The 19,773-nt window shown below is 41.7% G+C and carries 18 protein-coding genes; 10 read left to right on the forward strand and 8 right to left on the reverse strand.

Annotation, left to right across the window (positions count from 1 at the left end):
• The 10 genes from B2Z67_RS07555 to B2Z67_RS07600 all read left to right on the forward strand — a co-directional run.
• The coding region (locus B2Z67_RS07555) for an RHS repeat domain-containing protein (RefSeq protein WP_291529211.1) at positions 1-1,448 on the forward strand (1,448 nt) is incomplete at its 5' end.
• Between the two features lie 31 nt (positions 1,449-1,479).
• A complete protein-coding gene (locus tag B2Z67_RS07560) occupies positions 1,480-5,136 on the forward strand; it encodes a DUF6443 domain-containing protein (protein ID WP_291529212.1) in 3,657 nt (1,218 codons plus the stop codon).
• A gap of 1 nt (position 5,137) precedes the next feature.
• On the forward strand, positions 5,138-5,641 hold the full coding sequence (locus tag B2Z67_RS07565) for an SMI1/KNR4 family protein (RefSeq protein ID WP_291529213.1): 504 nt from the start codon (positions 5,138-5,140) through the stop codon (positions 5,639-5,641).
• A gap of 62 nt (positions 5,642-5,703) precedes the next feature.
• On the forward strand, positions 5,704-6,168 hold the full coding sequence (locus B2Z67_RS07570) for an Imm26 family immunity protein (protein ID WP_291529214.1): 465 nt from the start codon (positions 5,704-5,706) through the stop codon (positions 6,166-6,168).
• Positions 6,169-6,273: 105 nt separating this feature from the next.
• Positions 6,274-6,708: a hypothetical protein gene (locus B2Z67_RS07575; RefSeq protein WP_291529215.1), complete on the forward strand. Its 435-nt coding sequence runs from the start codon at positions 6,274-6,276 to the stop codon at positions 6,706-6,708.
• Complete coding sequence (locus B2Z67_RS07580) at positions 6,705-7,118, forward strand: hypothetical protein (RefSeq protein WP_291529216.1); 414 nt, start codon at positions 6,705-6,707, stop codon at positions 7,116-7,118. Before B2Z67_RS07575 ends, B2Z67_RS07580 begins: the two co-directional genes overlap by 4 nt.
• Positions 7,119-7,214: 96 nt before the next feature.
• The gene (locus B2Z67_RS07585) at positions 7,215-7,739 is read left to right on the forward strand and encodes a hypothetical protein (protein ID WP_291529217.1); all 525 of its coding nucleotides are present in this window, start codon (positions 7,215-7,217) and stop codon (positions 7,737-7,739) included.
• A 78-nt stretch (positions 7,740-7,817) separates the two neighbouring features.
• Positions 7,818-8,297 carry a hypothetical protein gene (locus tag B2Z67_RS07590; RefSeq protein WP_291529218.1) on the forward strand — a complete coding sequence of 160 codons (480 nt, stop codon included), beginning with the start codon at positions 7,818-7,820 and terminating at the stop codon, positions 8,295-8,297.
• Positions 8,298-8,380: 83 nt separating this feature from the next.
• Positions 8,381-9,352 (forward strand): RHS repeat domain-containing protein, encoded by a 972-nt coding sequence (locus B2Z67_RS07595; protein ID WP_291529219.1) that lies wholly within the window; start codon positions 8,381-8,383, stop codon positions 9,350-9,352.
• Between the two features lie 2 nt (positions 9,353-9,354).
• Complete coding sequence (locus B2Z67_RS07600) at positions 9,355-10,044, forward strand: hypothetical protein (protein ID WP_291529220.1); 690 nt, start codon at positions 9,355-9,357, stop codon at positions 10,042-10,044.
• 189 nt (positions 10,045-10,233) lie between these two features.
• On the opposite strand, the gene B2Z67_RS07605 is transcribed toward B2Z67_RS07600, so the two are convergent.
• From B2Z67_RS07605 to B2Z67_RS07640, 8 genes are all read right to left on the reverse strand, one after another.
• Positions 10,234-11,064, reverse strand: a complete 831-nt coding sequence (locus B2Z67_RS07605) for a transposase family protein (RefSeq protein ID WP_291529221.1) — start codon at positions 11,062-11,064, stop codon at positions 10,234-10,236.
• A gap of 493 nt (positions 11,065-11,557) precedes the next feature.
• On the reverse strand, positions 11,558-12,022 hold the full coding sequence (locus B2Z67_RS07610; protein WP_291529222.1) for a V-type ATP synthase subunit K: 465 nt from the start codon (positions 12,020-12,022) through the stop codon (positions 11,558-11,560).
• Positions 12,023-12,114: 92 nt separating this feature from the next.
• Positions 12,115-13,917 carry a V-type ATP synthase subunit I gene (locus tag B2Z67_RS07615; protein ID WP_291529223.1) on the reverse strand — a complete coding sequence of 601 codons (1,803 nt, stop codon included), beginning with the start codon at positions 13,915-13,917 and terminating at the stop codon, positions 12,115-12,117.
• Entirely contained in the window at positions 13,914-14,519 is a 606-nt protein-coding gene (locus B2Z67_RS07620) for a V-type ATP synthase subunit D (RefSeq protein WP_291529224.1), read from the reverse strand. The genes B2Z67_RS07615 and B2Z67_RS07620 overlap by 4 nt, the downstream gene beginning before the upstream one ends.
• A gap of 25 nt (positions 14,520-14,544) precedes the next feature.
• Positions 14,545-15,873 (reverse strand): V-type ATP synthase subunit B, encoded by a 1,329-nt coding sequence (locus B2Z67_RS07625; RefSeq protein WP_291529225.1) that lies wholly within the window; start codon positions 15,871-15,873, stop codon positions 14,545-14,547.
• 65 nt (positions 15,874-15,938) lie between these two features.
• Positions 15,939-17,693, reverse strand: coding sequence for a V-type ATP synthase subunit A (locus B2Z67_RS07630; protein WP_291529226.1), 1,755 nt, complete (start codon positions 17,691-17,693; stop codon positions 15,939-15,941).
• Positions 17,694-17,711: 18 nt separating this feature from the next.
• Positions 17,712-18,554 (reverse strand): DUF2764 family protein, encoded by an 843-nt coding sequence (locus tag B2Z67_RS07635; protein WP_291529227.1) that lies wholly within the window; start codon positions 18,552-18,554, stop codon positions 17,712-17,714.
• A gap of 11 nt (positions 18,555-18,565) precedes the next feature.
• Positions 18,566-19,156: a hypothetical protein gene (locus tag B2Z67_RS07640; RefSeq protein ID WP_291529228.1), complete on the reverse strand. Its 591-nt coding sequence runs from the start codon at positions 19,154-19,156 to the stop codon at positions 18,566-18,568.
• Positions 19,157-19,773 lie beyond the last annotated feature (617 nt).

Genomic DNA, 19,773 nt, shown 5'->3' on the forward strand with positions numbered 1-19,773 from the left:
ACGATTATAGAACCACGATGTCCATCGTGGGCGGACTACGCATAAAGCGGATCAGATCAAGGACAGACGGAGCTGAGACCATCAAGACGTATGAATACAGCGGTTCTGTCAACCAGATGATACAGAGTGACATGTATCGATACAAACAAACTAGGTACTACACTGCTCATTGTGTAGGTTGTGGATTTACTTCTCCGGAAATAGGTTCTCCGATATGGGAATATTCCACCAGTGTACCATTGTATTCAATCACAGGGTGGGGAGACTGTCCCGTATTCTACGATACGGTGACGGAATATATCGGTACGACCCAAAGCAATCAGGGAAAGAAAGTCAGTCAATATCGGAAGAGCCATCGGATCAGACAAACCTTCCCTCTTCCTTTGCCGGACAAATTTGTTCAGAATCTGTATAGGTTTTGGTCGCCATATTACAATTATGATCAAGGATTGTTAGTCCCGTTGTTAACATCGGAGAAGGATTACGAGTTTACCGAAAACGGTTATTCATTAAAAAAGGAAACCGTCAACGAATATCTTCCCGTAGACATGGGGCAGGTTACTTGCGGTGTCCGCCTGAGTCTCAGGGATGATTGGATACATTTGGGAATACACAACTGGGGTGACCACTTTGCTCCTTATCTCACCATTGATAAATTCCTTTATAATATGGAATATTATGACATCATTGGTTACAGATATTTTCTGCTCCCAAGCAAGACCCGTACTACGGAATATACCGTTTCCGGAAACATCAATACTACGATTTCTTATGCCTATGATGCAAGCTACCGATCCCTGTCACCTGTCAAAACCACAACATCCGGCAGTGATACGGCGACGCTTGAAGAAACTGTGCTTTATCCTTTCAATATGAATACCGCTCCATACACCACGATGGTGCAAAACAACATTATGGATGCGGTAATCAAAAAGACAAGACTGTATAACAACAGCTCGAAAAGTATCCAGTATAACTACAGGGCTGAAGGCTTAAAATTTGTGCAGAATAATATTCTTACCGGAAACAACTCGCTTGAAACCCGTATCACCTACCATACGTATGATTTTTATGGTAATCCCGTATATGTTTCTAAAGACAATGCAGAACAGGTGGTTTATCTGTGGTCGTACAACGGCCAATATCTTGTCGCTGAAATTAAGGGTGCCACTTACGAACAGGTCAAGACAGCTTTAGGTGGCAGGTTACCGGAAAGCCTGTCTTCTGAAGCCTCCCCTAATATGACGTTAATCAATGGTCTGAGGACGGCATTGTCCGCCGCTATGGTAACCGTCTACACGTACAGGTCGCTGGTAGGGGTGACATCCGTTACGAAACCGAACGGTGAAAAATTCACTTACGAGTATGATAATTTCGGACGATTGGTAATGATAAAAGACCATGACGGAAAAGTTGTGGAACAGTATGGATATAATTATAAAAACTGATAGATTTGAATACTAATAAAGACTAAATATCATGAAACGGAATATATATATCATTGTATTGCTCACGCTGGTTGTCCAGTTGCTTCAGGCACAGCCTGCGGTAACCGATCCGCTGGGAGTATTGCCGGCCAATGAGGATTATCAGACCAACCGTATCCGCCAAGTCACCGGTGCCCGAAATATCGCCTTTTCCTTCGAACTGGTCTCGGAGTCGGAAGTAACCATTAAGGCGGAGGGAAATGGTACCGGTTTCGCTGTCGAAATTTACCACCTCCGTCCCGGACAATTAACGTTTATACACAGGCCTCCTTTTAACACCCCCAATAATATCCTGACCATAATTTTGCAACCGGGACAATACATTGCTAATGCTATGGTTAGTACAGATTCATTCCTGGCGGGCATATTGACCAGCAGGCCAACCGGGACTTCCATAGTAGATGACAGCATGATATCCAACCAGGAGAATTACATCCTGGCCCGCACCTATACCAACGATACCGGAACCAAATACCTGGATAACATCCAATACTTCGACGGCCTCGGCCGCCCGGTGCAGACCGTGCAGCGGAAGATTACCCCTACCGGCAAAGACCTTGTGACATTGCAGGAATACGACGCGTTCGGACGGGCATCAAACACCTGGCTGCCCGGCACGTCTACCGGTAACGGGGCTTACGTCAGTCCCGAGACGGTAAAGGCGGCGGCAAGAACGCTGAACAGCGACCAGAATCCTTACTCCCGCCCCGTGTACGAGGCTTCCCCACTGAACCGCGTGCTGGAACAGTACAACCCCGGCGCTGCCTGGCAGAATAACTCACGCAGGGTAAAGAGCAGTTTCTCAGTCAACATATCCGGCAACGACACCCTGAACTGCGTGCTCTACAAAGTTTCAAACACCGTCAGCGCCACCGACACGCTGGTGACCGTAACACGCCAGGGATATTATCCCACCGGCTCGCTCTACGTCACCCGCACCGCCGACGAGGACGGTAACGCTTCTTTCGAGTTTACCGACAAGTTGGGGCAGGTATTGCTCACACGGCAGGTTGTGCGTAGCAGCAGTACGAAAGTCTTGCACGACACCTATTATATATACGACGATTACGGCAACCGGACAGCCGTCCTTCCCCCGCTCGCCTCGGACGCCATGAAGGGCAGCACGACAGCTTCCTGGACAAACGCCAACTCTGTTGTTTTGCGCAACTACGCCTACCTGTACATCTACGACAAGCGTAACCGCTGCAGGGCTAAGCGTCTTCCGGGAGGCGACTGGACGTACTACATATATGACAAAGCCGACAGGCTTATCTTCTCCCAGGACGGCGAGCAGCGCAAGAAATCCCCAAAAGAATGGACGTTCTCCATACCCGACGTGTTCGGACGCGTATGCGTGACAGGAATCTGTTCCAACACTTACAACGCGTTGGCGACCACATCGCCATTGGTGAACGTCGTGATAAAAGCCGACCGAAACAATACCACAAGTGCTTACAAGGGATACACCATCTTGGGTCTTAACCTTACAACCCCTACTGTACTCACCGTAAACTATTACGATAATTACAATTTCCTGGGGCAAAACAATATTCCACCCAATACGGATGAAAAGGTGAAATACACGTCCGAAGACGGTTACGGCACCTGGTACGGAACGGATTACACCACCGCCAACAGGGTAAAGAACAAAGGCTTGTTGACCGGTACGCTGACGGCGCAGTTGACCGGTGGTACGGTAAGCACAACGAACTACCTGTACACCGTAATGTACTACGACGTCAAGGGAAGGCTTGTCCAGTCCAAATCCAACAACCACCTTACAGGCGGCAGCGAAAAGGAATACTTCGCCTATAACTTCACCGGGCAGGCTACCAAGCGCAAACATGTACACGTGGCTGCGGGGACGACGCAGACGGAAATCTATACATACGCCTACGACGATGCCGGGCGGCTTACGAGCGTGAAGCACAAGCTGAACACAGGCGATGAAGTAACCCTCGCCGCCAATACGTACGATGAACTCGGACGCCTGGCAACCACCCAGCGTAACGGGAATGCATCCTTGAAGAGTACTTACGTTTACAATGTCCGTTCCTGGATGAAGTCGATCTCTTCCACCCTGTTCACCCAAACGCTGTATTACAACGACGCTTACGGCAGCAACACGCCCCGGTACAACGGGAACATCTCCGCCATGAGCTGGAAACTCTCCAACGAGAGCAAGACCAGGGGATACCGATTTACTTACGACAACCTCTCCCGGCTTACAGCAGCAGGCTATCTGGAAAACGGAAGCGTGAGCAGTAATTTCAATACCACATACACGTATGACAAGCACGGCAACATGACCGGCTTGACGCGCAGGGGGAATACCGGCACCTCGACCTACGGCATCATCGACAACCTGACGATGAATTACGCGGGCAACCAGCTTATGAAAGTTGAAGACTCGGGAGCGAGTGTTAGTTTATCCGCTTCAATGGATTTTAAAAATGGTTCCAATACCGCCCGTGAATACTATTACAACAGGAACGGCAATCTGATAAAAGATTTAAATAAGGGAATAAGCAACATATCATATAATTTGCTAAATTTGCCCTGTTCACTCGCAATATCCAATTCTTCCGGTTCGGCAACGAATACGTACGTGTATGCGGTCGACGGGCGGAAGCTGACCGCAACTATCAGCGGAAAGAAGACGGATTACGCCGGGAACATGATCTATGAAAACAGTACGTTGAAGCGTATACTCATTGAAGGCGGTTACATTGAGATTGGAAGCGGAAGCACCACCAATGATACATACCACTTCTACCTGACCGACCACTTGGGCAACAACCGGGTGGTTGCCAAGGGGAGCGGGACGATAGTGCAGACTAACCACTATTACCCTTATGGAATGTTGTTCACCGAAGGGACGCAGACTTCCTCACAGCCGTACAAGTTCGGCAACAAGGAACTGGATACGCAGAAGGGGCTGAATATGTATGACTTCACAGCGAGGATGCAGGATCCGGTGGTTCCAGGCTTTATAATGCCTGATCCGCTGGCGGAGAAGTATTATTCAATTAGTCCGTATGCCTATTGCATGAATAATCCCATGAAATTTGTAGACCCAAGCGGAAAAGCTGTTGAAAGCATTTGGGATGCTATCAGTCTTGGCATGGGGGTAAAAAGCCTGGTGGATAATATCAAAGCCGGCAATATCGGATCGGCAATAGTTGACGGACTGGGTGTAGTAGCGGATGCCTTTGCAGTAGCAGCACCATTTGTTCCTGGCGGTGTAAGCGCAGGTATCAAGGCATTACGTGCGGCTGATGATATTGTGGATGTGGTAAGCACTGGGAATAAGGTGGATAATGCGGTAGATGCGGGGAAAGCAGTTGATAACGTTAAAGATGGATTAAAGATAGAAATACCTGCTGAAAACAAAATAGATAGGAATTTATTAGACCCACCATCACAATCAGGAAATGCACCCACATTTAAAAAAGATGGTAAACCTGTTGAAATCCATCATGAAGGACAAAAACCAAATGGCCCCTTTAAGGAGATGCATGCAGATGATCATAGGGGTAAAGGTAATTACAAGCAAAACCATCCTAATGCAGGAAAAGCAAGCCAAATTGATAGACGTGAATTTGATAAAGCAAAAAAAGAATATTGGAAAAAGGAATATGAATGGTGAAATGAAATTGGAAATTGATGAAATAATCAAGGAATTGATGAAATTCTCAGATAAGTTAGTAGATATGAGATCGCCTGTGGATGTAGAATTCATCCAACGGTTTGAAACTAAATATCAGATAGAATTACCTGCTGACTATAAATATTTACTAAATAAGACAAACGGATTTAGTTTAATGGGGGATGAAGTGCTTGGTATCACTTGGGCTTCTCATGGATATGATTTAGTGGAAGTTTATCGGTATGAACATTTTGAAGTAATAATTCCGCAGTATAAGTATTTAGTTCCATTTAGTCCTGATGGTAGAGGTAATTTCTATTGTTTTGATACAAGTGTGAAAACAAAAAATGGACTTTCAAACAATATTGTTTTCTGGTGCTCTAATTATGAATATACAGAGTCCGATTATCCGGAAATAACCCACAACTGTTTAGCTGATTTCATAAATGAATGCATAATAGGATGGACTTTGGAAGATTACAATTATGATGGAAGTAATAAATGATAACTAATTTTCTGCCAAATATACATGGAAGCAGCTAAAAAAGAATTTGGAGGAAATTAATTATGGTAAGACAAAGAATAACAGAAGGAGCAATTTTAGAAATTAGTATTGAAAATCAATATTATGTATATGCTCAAATTTTGAATAAAGGGCGTGGCTATGCTTTTTTTGATTATAAAACAAAAGATAAATTGATTAATCTTGAAGCTCTGGATGATGCCGGAATTCTTTTTATTGTAGCCGTTTACAAAATTGTTATCATTCAGGGTAGATGGCTGAAAGTTGGTAAATTGCCAATACGCGAAAGCCTGTTAGTACTACCCATGGAATTTATTCAAGATATATTTCATCCGGAACTTTTTGAACTTTACAACCCTAATACAGGTGAAATAATACCAACAACAAGAGATAAAGTAGTTGGATTGGAGCGAGCGGCTGTTTGGGATTACAATCATGTTGAAGATAGAATTAGAGACTATTATCTGGGCGTGCCAAATGTTTGGTTAGAGCACATGAAAATCAGATGAGTAAATAAAATACAAATAATCACTTTAGTCATACTCGTTAATTAATTATAATGATTAACCGCATACTGTCCGTTAAAAGCTTAACGCATAATTAACATTACGCGAATGAATTTATTTACATATATATTTTCGTATATTGCTGATATTCAATATATTTGTGGTGTAAAATCAAACGAGCACTACATTATGAACATACTGAATTTCATGCAATGTTTCCCTGATGAGGCTTCTTGCATAGCCTATCAATTTGAGACGGGAGCTTTTAGCACCGGATATATGAAAGACGGTTCTCCATTTTATGACCAATCAGATGAGGTAGAAGCTTACGCAAGAGGTACACTTTTTGGTGGTCAATCTCGTTCGGCTTCTTCTATCGCTTCAGACCCTCACTATGGTACAATACAGGCAACACCTATGGATGCTACAAAAATACCGGCTGTTATATTAAATAATCCAACCGCACTTCAAAAGTATGCGAATAATACTCGTTCAATATTCAGAGTAAACGGAATAACATACAAAATGCGTATAATACCATGAAAAATTTAGTTACTATTTTCGCATGTGTATTACTATTATCTTGTAATACCCCAAAAATGACACTTTCTCCTTATGTAGCTGTCTATAAAAGCGAGGGAGGGGGTAATATTTTACCTACGTATATATTTTTAAAGACACAACCGCAAGTGTATGAGATATATGCCCCCGGTATTTATCTAAGCACTATTGGACAATGGAATATCAGTAATGATACATTGTTTTTCTTGGCTAAGTATGAATATTCCAAAGAAAATAATGAATTGGATATGTATATTCCGGAAGATCTAACTATTTCATCCATTCCACAACAGTATCTTATCAGAAATGACAGTTTGATTAATATTACGGACTATAGTACTATCCTACTTTATAAATCAAGTTATAAGGAAGTTTATAAGCGTTATAAGTAATCAAAAAAAGTATTAGTTCCTGATTGCTTTTTTCAAAAGTGGAAACTTATAACGGGCATTCTGTCCCTGGAGTTGTTCCAATTAAATATTGAAATTATGAAGAAAACTATTTTTTTGAGTCTGCTACTTGCTTTATTGATGATTCAATGCAAAAGTTTACCTGTGCGGAAAATAGAGAAAATGATGAAAAAATCAATGCCTTATAAACCTTGGGAACCGGATTATTTCTATAAAAGCCGCAAGTTGATGCTTAAAACTTTCTCTGACCAAATAGTGGATAATGATTCAATTATAATACTGGAATATGGTGGTGGTATGACAGGAGGATATTCTTGTACCATTTATGAGTCTCAAAACGCAACCATCAGGGAATACAGTGCCGCAAAAAGTATAAAAAAGGGAATAGTAGTAGTAGATTCTTTGGTGAGTGACGGTGGCATGGGAGACCCCATATTGTCCATGGTGCTTGATAGTAAATTCGAGGAGATAAAAGAGGAAGGAGAGAATTCAATGTTAACACCAACTAATTTGATAATAACCATTTTAAGAAAGGATAAGAAGAAAAAGAAGTTTAATATTGAGACTATAAGAACATTTGCTTTTATGCTCATGATGTTATAACTGGTGAACCATATCCAGTACATTTTTTATTAAATTGGAAAAAAAATTGGGAGGAAATAAATCATGAACAATCGACTTATGAATATTCTGAAAGTGATTGCATTCATAGAATTAGTCTTAGGGCTATTCTTACTATTGAGGGAAGTGGACGATTATATACGTTTACCTACCACACAAGAAGTTGATGAAAAGTTTGGAGGGATTGTGGACTTATTCAAATACAAGGAGTCGTGTTACAAAAACTTCTTTTTATATTCATTACTGACAACTGCAGGACTTAGTTTCTGGATAAATAGAAAACTTCATTGGGGATTGACGCAAATGTTATTGATGACGTTATGGTTTGTAGTGATAATGGAATTATGGTTTATGCGCCTGTCAAATTGGGGAGTTAGCTCTTTTTTAGGAATCTTATCTTTGAGCATATTTATATATTTGGAAATAAAGATATGGAATTCTTCATTTGCAGGCATAATGAAGATCTCTAAAACAGCACAATGGCTGTTTTTGGTAGGGGGATTAATATCTTGTAGTATATGGGGATTATTGTATTTGTAAAAAGTAGAGATGAGGGTATGCGCCGTTGACGGCGGAAGCTAACCGCAAGTATCAGTGGGAAGAAGACGGATTATTGCGGGAACATGATTTATGAGAACAATGCGTTGAAGCGCATCCTCATCGAAGGCGGTTACTTCGAGGGCGGAACGTACTACTTCTACCTGACCGACCATTTGGGTAACAACCGGGTGGTTGCCAAAGGGAGCGGGACGATAGTTCAGACTAACCACTATTACCCTTATGGGATGTCTTTCGCAGAAGGGACGCAGACTTCATCGCAGCCGTACAAGTTCGGCAACAAGGAACTGGATACGCAGAAGGGGCTGAACTGGTATGACTTCGAGGCAAGATGGAAAGATGATTGGAGTTTTTCGACGATGGATCCATTGGCAGAGAAGTATTATTCAATTAGTCCGTATGCATATGTGGCAAACAACCCATTGAGGTATATTGATTTAAAAGGGGATAGCATAAGTGTTGTAGATCTTTATGCAAGAGATAAACAAGGTAATCTAATAAACCAAAATCAGGTGAAAACTTTTGAATTTCTTGCAAGTACAAAAGAAGGGAAGGCATTATTGGCAAATTATGCGGCAAAAGGGCAAACAATAGCAGGTGTTACTTTTAAGAAAAATGGAAATTTTCATAAAGAAGGTATCAATATATCGTTTGGAACAAAAGTTTCTAGATCAATTTCTTCAGGTACTACATCTTTTACTTTGGATGAAAAAAATATGAATATTCAAGTAGGAGTAGCCAAGTCTTCCGATATTGGCGATCTATTAGATACTTTTGTTCACGAGATAGCAATTCATGCCGACCAATTCTCCGCTGATTTTATTGATGACAAAGTTGTGAATAATTCAAATGCTTATCCTGCATTAAGAAAAATGAATCGTTCAAGAGGATACACACAACATTGGCAGGAAAGAAATGTAAATAAAGCTATGGAAAGGATTGGGCTACCTATTATGCAGCAATATTACAAGTCACAAAGAATTGTAAAGTCGAATGATGCGACCTTGAAATTGATTTATGGATTTTTAAATAATTAATTATGAGAAAGTATTTTATTGCAATAATATTATTGATTGGTGGGCAATCATGCAAAGTCAATAATAATGTTGACTATGAGATGAAAGTGCTTACTGAAATTTTTGATAGTCTAATTGAGGAAATGGGAGTTTTAAGTCAATTTGAAATCCCACCACCTCCTGAAATGCTAATTTTTGATGACAATAATAATATTATAGGGTACGATACTGTTGGATATAAAAAGGAAAATGCTGAGATTGAGAACAAAAACCGAAAAATGAGAGATACCACTTTTGTTATTGCTGTTGTTGATACCTTATTCCCTTGCCATAACGAAGATTTGGATATGAAATACATCAAAAGTCAATTACCAGAACAAGGATATGTTGAGGCATTGAATGCTATGAAGAATTATTCAATTGTGAGTCTCCCGCTAAATTTATCTAAAATAGGAAAGAGAGAGCGGCTCACATTAAAATACTATTCAGAATTTCCCAAAGGAGTTAAAATCTGGGAAATAGAAAACTATGATTTTCTTTTTTCAGGAGTACTGGAAATTTCGAGGATATATTTCGATACCACCAATCAATTTGGGCTTTTATATAGTTCCTATACTTGTGGACGACTTTGTGGCGAAGGACTAATTATTTGCATCTGTAAAATTAATGGCAAATGGATAATTGAAAAAAAAATATCGCTGTGGGTATCATAACAATCATTAGCCTATGGTTATCTTCCTTTGTTATACTCAAAATAATTGATTTGCAAAATATCTAAAAAAGGCGAACTTTGCATCATGAAATATGAGTTATAGTCGAAAGTAATTGAATTGCAAAAACTTTAGAGTTTACGTAAATTAGTTTTTGTATGCCCATGGCTTGATTTTAATTCTCAGATTATGCTAAGCAGCACATGTAGCAAATATACGTTCCACAAACGAGTTGGCTCTGAGACGACATTCGTCTTTGACTATTCTCATTACCTTGGCACTGCCAATGGTATGTTCCACACGTACCCTAATGCGGGAGACTTCCGTGTTGAAGTCCTTTTGCCGGGCAGAGAGTTCCTTTCCCTTGCTTTTCTTGACAGGCTGTATGATTGTTACCCCTTCAGGGGCGTACCCCTGATATCCGGTATCCTGATACAAGGTGCAGGGAACAGGAAAGGAATACATATTATCGGCCATCTTCTTATCGTGCATTTTTCCGGAAACGGTCTGGCTCACGAAGAGGATCAGGCAGGAAACGGTGGTTATGACGGCATTCTTGACCGTATGGCGTTTCTTCTTCCCGCTGTATTTCTCTTTCTGTTCATCACAGTCTACCGGACGGGGAATTTCCCTCTCGGTACCGTCATGGAACAATACAGGCTCAGAACCCTCCCTCGAGAGTTCACAAAGGCGTTGAAAAAGTTCCTTGTCGGTCTGTGCCGGCATAAGCCCCATTGTCTCAAGGCTCAGATGAAGGATGTGGGTCAGGCAATGAACAAAAGTGTTGCAATGCTTCTGACCCATGCCAAAGCTGGCGGCATGGTACTCCTGAAGAGGATTGTTCTTCAGATACACAAGGATGAAGAAAAGGTGCTCTGTCACATCAGGAAGAGGGCTGTTCTTGTAAATACAGAAACTGCGACGGTTGCTACGGCGTTTGCCGTTCATCTCATGTTCAGACAAATAATCGTCATGTGTCGCCTCGAAGAAAGGAAGCAGACTGGAAAACTGGGCATGGTTCATGCCGGTCAGGGAGCGGAAACTCTGGGGGGGGTATCTTTATGGTCGGTATGATTCATGCAACAAAGATACGCGCATACGCGATAAACGACAAATCTAATTTACATTAACTCTATTATATGACTTATGGATAAAGAGTAAGAATGTTACCTATCAAATATATGATAATGAAGAAGAATATAAAATAACAAATATTTTACTTGGAATTATTGGGATATTCACATCGTATCTTTTGTATAAAAAGAAAATAAGAATAATCTCTTATGCGATTATAACACTAATATTATGGGGCATTATTATACCTCTACTGTGGTACTTCCCATAGTTATAATATGCGCTGCTGTAATAATATAAATCTCGTATATAAAAACAATCAAGATGTATAATTCTGCCCCTATAAAACAAAAAATCATCCCATGAGACAAATTATTCCGTCTCATGGGATGAATTTACCTGCTTCGGGGTATATTAACCTCGTCGCAATTGTTCTTTTACATTATGCAACCAATGCGCTGCCAATCAAGAATGTAGCAGCCAAAGCAACAATAGCATAAAGTTCCGGGAATACGGCAAGAATCAACGTATTACTAAACACATTGTGTCCTTGTCCGATAGCTGCGATACCGTTTGCACATACTTGTCCCTGACGGATAGCCGAAAACAAAGCAACCAATCCCAACGCAATACCTGCACCAAGAATAGCGGCAGCCTGAATCGCAGTCATTCCAGGAGTAAGAATCCCGAAAATAGTTTGGAACATAAAGTAACCGGCGAAACCATACAAACCCTGTGTACCGGGAAGTGCGGTCAGCACAAGGAAGTTACCGAATGCACCGTCATTTTTCTTCAGAGCGCCAATAGCAGCATTACCGGCAATCGTTACTCCATAAGCACTGCCGATACCAGACAAACCAATCATTACAGCGATGCCGATATAGGCAATCAACAAATTCATTTCCATAATCTTACGTTTTTTATTGTTTTAATTTTTAATTCTATAAATACTATTTTAATGGCTTATGTTCTTTAATACGCTTTGTATGAAGAATACTGTTATTTTTTAAAAGGCTTATACTCTTTCCCGCCTCCTTCATAACCGGAATTCTTAAAGAACTCCACAAATGTCAGACGCATGGGGTGAACCATCGCACCCAACACGTTCATAAAGATATTGATAGCATGTCCGATAACAAATATCAGCACCATCACAATAGGACCTAAAATAATATTGTCCGGACTCATGCCTACAGCCAAACTGTTGAATACTCCCGCAAGGATACCTCCCGACAAACCAAGAGCAAACAGACGTACGTAGGAAAGAACATCACCCAGCAAACCTGTAGCCATGTTGTAGGAATCCCACAGACCTAATCCGATGTTGAGGAATATGTTCTTACCGGGGCTATTATAGAGGAATATCATCGCGGCAGCCGCTCCGAGAATACACAAATGTGCAGTACCGCCCAACGGCATAACTCCGGGCAACAACGCTCCTACTCCACAAGATACCAACAGTATAATCCAACCGATTGTAGCCACGGCATACCTGAAACCAAACTGTATCGCCTGATTCACTGCCTTCAACACCATACCGAAAAGAATCTGTATCACGCCGAGTATCAACGAGAGCTGGAACATATTGTTATTATCCATGAACAGGTGCTTCTTCATCTCTTGCAGGAAAGGCATATTCAAGTCATAAAGGCTTACTCCGAAGAATGTACCGGTCAGCATTCCACAGAAGAAAGTGGATACCGCAAGCACTTGTACCAATGAGAGTATCGGTTTCATGGTTGCACTGATGTTCTTGGCAAACAGGCGATAAAGCGTGGCGCCGAGAAACAGGAATAACCCATACCCGGAATCTCCCAAACACAATCCGAAGAAGACCATGAAAAATGGAGCAAAGAATGGAGTTAAATCCAGTTCGCTGTACTTCGGAAGCATATAAAGCTTGCATACCGGTTCAAACCAGGCAAAGAATCCTTTGTTGTTCAGTTGGATAGGTACATTATCTTCCGGTGTAGGAGTGGTGATTTCGTAGTAGACATTCTGCTGTTCCAACCATGCGGCAATTTCCTTTTCCCTGGAAGCCGGCGCCCAGCCTTGCAGCAACATTAACTTTTCTCCTGCCGTACGTTCGGTATTCAGCAATACTTTAGAGAACTCCATATCAGTATTCACTTCTTTTAGAGCGGCACGCAATGAAGGCTGTTCTTTTTCGGCAAGCAGTGCCATCTTTTGGTCATTGTCGGCCAAAGACTGTTCCACTTCCCGGCAGAGGATTTGTACACGGGATAATGAATAAGGAGGCAGCTTCACTTGTTCTGCATCCAAATCTATTTCTTCCGTGCTCTTAGTTATGATAATGAAATAGATACGGGACGAGACTTTGCTAATAATCAATGCATTATAAGCTTCTTCCCAACCTTCATCATACATGTTTTCCGAACAACTGTAGAAGTTCACCGTCAAACCGGCATTGTGCAAGCGAACCAGACTTTCGGGTTCAAAATCTCCCCAAGGCTCCAGCGCCGCTCTTTCTTTCTGATAATTCTGCAACTGTTGTTGCAACTTTGCCTTTTCGCTTTGCAACAGGTCTACTTCTTCCAGCACCTCCAATCCACGGTCAGCGGAAGCAGGTGTGGAATCTTTGGCTTCATATCCCTGCAACATTTTCAACGTTGACTGCAAACGCGAGGAAAGACGGATGCTATCCTGCAACTCCGTATTATCGGCTATGCCTTGCAGTTTCTCGGCTACATGCACAACCCCAAGTTCGCGCACTCCGTTCAAAAATGCTTCGTACTCCTTATGATATACAAGGAACGTGAGCTTTTTCATTTTTGTAATCATGCTCCTGCCTCCTTCCTGCTCTCTTGATGAGATTTCATGATCTTCTGCGATGATTTGGAAAGATTTTCTTCATCTTCCATGAAGCGTTTAATTTTCCGCAGAGCATCCTGATAACCCGGTATCTGTACCTTCTCAAAGAGGTTTACTTTTTGGGTAGTCTTTTTACGTGCATGTTCCAGCAAGCCCAGTTTGGCGACAGTAAACTCCCGCTCGATGGCCGTATGCGCCAATGTCTTGAGTAAATGTACCCCATCCGAGTACCATTTAGGGGCATTGAACAAGCTGTAGGGACGTATTTCAAAATCTACGTTTTCGAGCAACGGAACCCTTACGCCGGCAATCTTCTTCACACCGAGATGAACATCGCTGACCTTTATCAATGAGGGATCAAACTCATTCCAAAGGGCGAACATCGTTTCGTAAGCTAAGATTTCCTGTTCCAACTTCTCATCCAACGCGGCAGCCTCTGATTTGCAGCGCTTCACTTCCATGCGTAACGCACTCTCCTTATTCTTAATAATAGGCAGCGTGCGAACCCGCACTTTCAGTTGCTTTTCCAACTGCTGGAGGGAAGTTTTATTATATTGAAACTTTATTGCCACTTTCTTTATGATTAGTTGTTAGTGATTAGTTAGTTGCTTCCGGCCAGAATTCATCAACTAATTCTTTCTTGATATTGACTTCTTCCGGACGGAAATACTTGCCGAACAAGCCCCACGCTACGTTGAGCATCTCTGTCGTATCAAGATTGACGTCAATAGCCAGCAACCGGCTGGAGTAATCTTTAGCAAAAGCCAAGGTACGCTCATCATAATTTGTCAGGTCAAAACCGTTTTCCTGCTTTGTTTTAGCATTGGCGGCATCAGCATACAAACGCACGGAGGCATTCATCACCTGCGGATGATCTTTACGTGTCTTCTTACCCGTAACCAATTGCTTCAAACGGGATAATGAACGGAACGGGTCAACGATAACTTTACCAATATCACTGTCACGGCGCAGAAACAGCTGACCTTCTGTGATATATCCCGTATTATCAGGCACGGCGTGCGTAATATCGCCTCCGGACAATGTTGTAACGGCAATAATCGTGATAGAGCCACCGCTTGGAAACTGTACCGCCTTTTCGTAAATCTTCGCCAAATCCGAGTAAAGAGAACCCGGCATAGAGTCCTTGGAAGGTATCTGATCCATACGGTTGGACACGATGGCCAATGCATCGGCATAAGACGTCATATCAGTCAACAACACCAATACTTTCTCATTATTGTTCACTGCAAAATATTCGGCAGCGGTCAATGCCATATCGGGAATCAGCAAACGCTCCACCGGAGGATTCTCCGTGGTATTCATAAAGCTGACGATACGGTCGAGGGCACCGGCATTGGAGAATACATTCTTAAAATACAGGTAGTCATCGTTCGTCATACCCATACCTCCCAGGATAATCTTGTCGGTCTCCGCACGAAGAGCAACATTCGCCATTACTTGGTTGAATGGCTGATCAGGGTCTGCAAAGAATGGTATTTTCTGTCCGGACACCAGTGTATTATTCAGGTCGATACCTGCAATACCTGTCGCTATCAGTTCCGACGGTTGTTTACGCCGTACCGGATTCACTGACGGGCCACCGATTTCCACGTCCCGACCTTCAATAGCCGGACCTCCGTCAATAGGATCACCGAAAGCGTTGAAAAAACGTCCGGCAAGTTGCTCACTGACCTTCAAGGTAGGCGATTTGCCCAGAAATACTACCTCTGCATTAGTCGGAATACCTTCCGTACCTTCGAACACCTGCAAAGTCACATCATCGCCGGCAATCTTCACTACTTGAGCAAGTTTGCCGTTCACGGTCGCCAACTCATCATACCCTACTCCGGTTGCCTTCAACGAACAGGTAGCCTTCGTAATCTGAGTAATTTTGGTATATATCTTTTGAAATGCTTTTGTTGCCATCTATCTATTTACTATTTGACAATTTACTATTTACAATCATACTATTCGCCCTTGTCTGTTTCCAATCAGGCTTTACGTTCATCAATCAATTCCTTTAATTGTTTACAGAATTCTTCATACTGTTCCGATTTAAACTCAGAATAGTTCATCTGTTTGCAAATATTAATCATTTTCTTGAAGTATTCCATTACATCATTAAAGTTATCGAACTCAAATTCTGTATGACAAATATCAATCACCATATCCAGAATGGCTTCCTGACGCTCCATAGGCGTTACAGCATCGATTTCGTCAAAAGCATCCTGTTGGAGAATTACGAAGTCTATCAGTTCTGACTTCCAGAAAATCACGTGATATTCTACAGGCACACCATCATCACCCAAAATGTTAATCTGTTCTGCAATTTCCTTACCACGCTGCAAACGGGTCTTAACTTCGTTTACTTTGCCAATCCACTCTCCATTGATGCGTTTTGCAATATATTCCTCAAATTCAGGATACTCAATATACTTGGAATAAGAATCAATCGGATTCACGGCAGGATAACGTTTTTTATCCGCACGGTCCTGTTCAAGAGCATAGAAACAGCGGGCAACTTTCTTCGTGTTCTCCGTTACCGGTTCCTTCAGGTTACCGCCGGCAGGAGATACCGTACCGATAAAGGTAATAGAACCTGTCTCACCGTTACTTAACTTCACATATCCGGCACGTCCGTAAAAGTTAGAGATGATAGCCGAAATATCCATCGGAAACGCATCAGGTCCGGGCAATTCTTCCATACGGTTGGACATCTCGCGAAGAGCTTGCGCCCAACGGGAAGTTGAATCGGCCATCAGCAGTACTTTCAATCCCATGCTACGGTAATACTCCGCAATTGTCATAGCCGTATATACAGAAGCCTCACGGGCAGCCACAGGCATGTTCGAAGTATTTGCAATGATGATTGTACGCTCCATCAACTTACGTCCGGTATGAGGGTCTACTAATTCGGGAAACTCCGTAAAAATTTCCACAACCTCGTTAGCACGCTCGCCACATGCGGCAATGATTACAATATCCGCTTCCGCTTGTTTCGAAATAGCATGTTGCAATACTGTTTTACCTGTTCCAAACGGGCCGGGAATAAATCCTGTACCACCTTCCACGATAGGATTAACGGTATCAATTACACGTACACCGGTTTCCAACAGTTTGAAAGGGCGCGGCTTTTCTGTGTAGTTCGTCATGGCACGTTTCACCGGCCATTTCTGTATCATATTTACATGAACATCATTGCCTTCTTCATCGGTAAGTACGGCAACAATATCTTCAATACCATATTCACCTTCGTTTGCAATGGACTTCACCGTACATACACCTTTCTGAGTGAAAGGCACCATGATTTTTAACGGTTGGAAGTTTTCATCCACTTGCCCCAACCAGTTAGCAGCTTCTACCTTGTCTCCCACATTAACCAAAGGTACGAAATACCATTTGCTTTCCTTGTCCAGCGGATAGGTATATTGTCCACGTTTCAGGAATACGCCATCCATTTTATCAAGGTCGTTTTGCAGACCATCATAATTTTTCGAAAGCATACCCGGACCTAACGTCACCTCAAGCATGTGTCCGGTAAATTCGGCTTCAGCACCTACTTTCAGTCCACGGGTGCTCTCAAACACCTGTACATAAACATAGGTACCTACTACTTTAATCACCTCCGCCATCAATCGGTCGCCTCCGGTCGAGATGTAACAAATCTCGTTCTGTGCCACCGGCCCGTCAACGACGAGGGTTACCATGTTGGCTATAACGCCACTAACAGTTCCTTTTGTTGCCATATAATTATGTTATTTATTTTATCTGAATTCTGCGGGTATTTGAACTTCGTCCTTCAGCGATGCTATAATGCTGCGGAACAATTGATTACCCTTTTCCTTATCCAAAGAAATCCACCGTTCTATCATCTCCAGTTGCAACAAGAATACAAACAGACGTTCAATCGTGAAATAGTCAAAGAAAGTAGCTTCTTCCATCCAATTCCAACGCAGTTGATCTATTCTCTTTTCTCGTTCTACCAATTCTTCCGTTTCGCTAATCTTCACTATCTGATCCAGGAAACCTACCTCACCCGTCAATCCGAAATCGCGGGCGCCCGATGTACGCAGAGCTTCACAAACGTCCGTATCTCCTACTATCAGTGAAGCGATATCCATCTTGAACTTCCGGGCGGTCAATGCTACCAGCACATTATTTACCGTCAGGTTGAACTCATACCAGGAAGACACGAACCGGCTCTTACACTTCATTGCATATTCATAATAAAGTGCGGCCAAACGGTCTTCATGCAGAAATTCATCTTCAACCTGAGCACTGAAATATTCGGAAATAAAAATAGAGAGATAGGATGGAAATACAGCATCAGCCACTTCATCACCTTCTTTCAGCAATGAGATAAACTCTGTCAGTTCTTTTGCAGAATAAATACCACGCGAATCAATGACAGCATCCTTATCCTTAAGTAGTTTCAGAAGATTCGTATTATCAAACTTCAGATAAAATAAATCAATCAATTTTCTATCTGTGTCAGACAATTCCGGATACAGTTCAACTTTAAAATCAGCTACCGTATAGCTCAGTTTGTTATCTTCCAAAGTAAGTTCGGGCAAACCAGCTACTAAGTAGTAATAATATTTACTCATATCCTGTAGTTTTAGAACAGCATCTCTACTAACTGCGGACGCAGGAATTCTTTGAAGTAATTCATAAATTCTTCTTCGCCAAAGTTCACTTTATAAGAATCATCTGCCGGAGAAACAGTAAACAAGGTTTTATTACCATTCACTTGCTCTATTCTTACACCTTTATCCAACAAAGCTTTTGCTTGAACAGCAAAATAGTTCTTCAGACCTTCAGCATCAGCAGTAGATATAACGATAGGTTCATTAACACTCCATTTAGAAGCCAATGCAACAATGAAAGCATTCAAGTAATCTTTGTTTGCAGCAAATCCTTTCACATCGGTTGTAACAATCTTATTCGTCACAAGTGTGGCTATTTCAGATTTCAGCGCATTCACGGCTTGCCCAGCAAACAGTTTCAATTCTGATTTAGTATTCTCTGCCAATTCATCAGCAGACTTATGGGAAGCTGCCAAGATTGTTTCCGCTTCTTTGCGAGCATCTTCTATTATTTTCTTGGCTTCTTTTTGAGCATTGATGATAAGTGCTTGGGCTTCTGCGTTACCTTTTTCAACCCCTTCACGATAAATCTTATCAGTCAATTCTTGAATTTTGTTTTCCATACACACAGGAATTATTTTATTTAATGATATAATTTCTATTTTTTCCCCATATATTAGATATAGGCCTCAAAATTACGAAAATCTCTTTAGATTAGAGACAGAAAGAATGAAATAAAAACTCCCAGTATTTCAAAAAAAGCCTTTTATCTTCATTATATATTCCCATAACCATACTTATTTCAAGAATATAACAATAACAGAAATCATCCAAGATTCCAGATGCATGTTTTTTTGTATCGAAGAATATAATTCATCACACCAGAGTAGCTCAACTACCAGGAGAGATGCTCAACAATTTATACATTATTCTTTAGGGGGCATACAATGTAAACAACGACAATTATATCACAATGTTGCGAATAAAACGTACAACATATATCTCTACAGCATACTCCTGAAGGTGTTATATGGGTAATAATGTCATTGAGCGTCTGGCTTGGCTAAACTACTTAGTAGTAATTAGGCAACTACTACGTAGTAGTTAGGCAATTACTACGTAGTAGTTGGGTAACTACTAGTAGGTAGTTGAGACACTACTACTAAGTAGTTGCGCATCTACTACGTAGTAAATCAGACACTACTACCGGCAATCATATATAATAAGCAGCAATTAAAAA

Origin of the sequence: Bacteroides sp. UBA939, from assembly GCF_002293435.1 — a bacterium.
Lineage (GTDB): Bacteria > Bacteroidota > Bacteroidia > Bacteroidales > Bacteroidaceae > Bacteroides.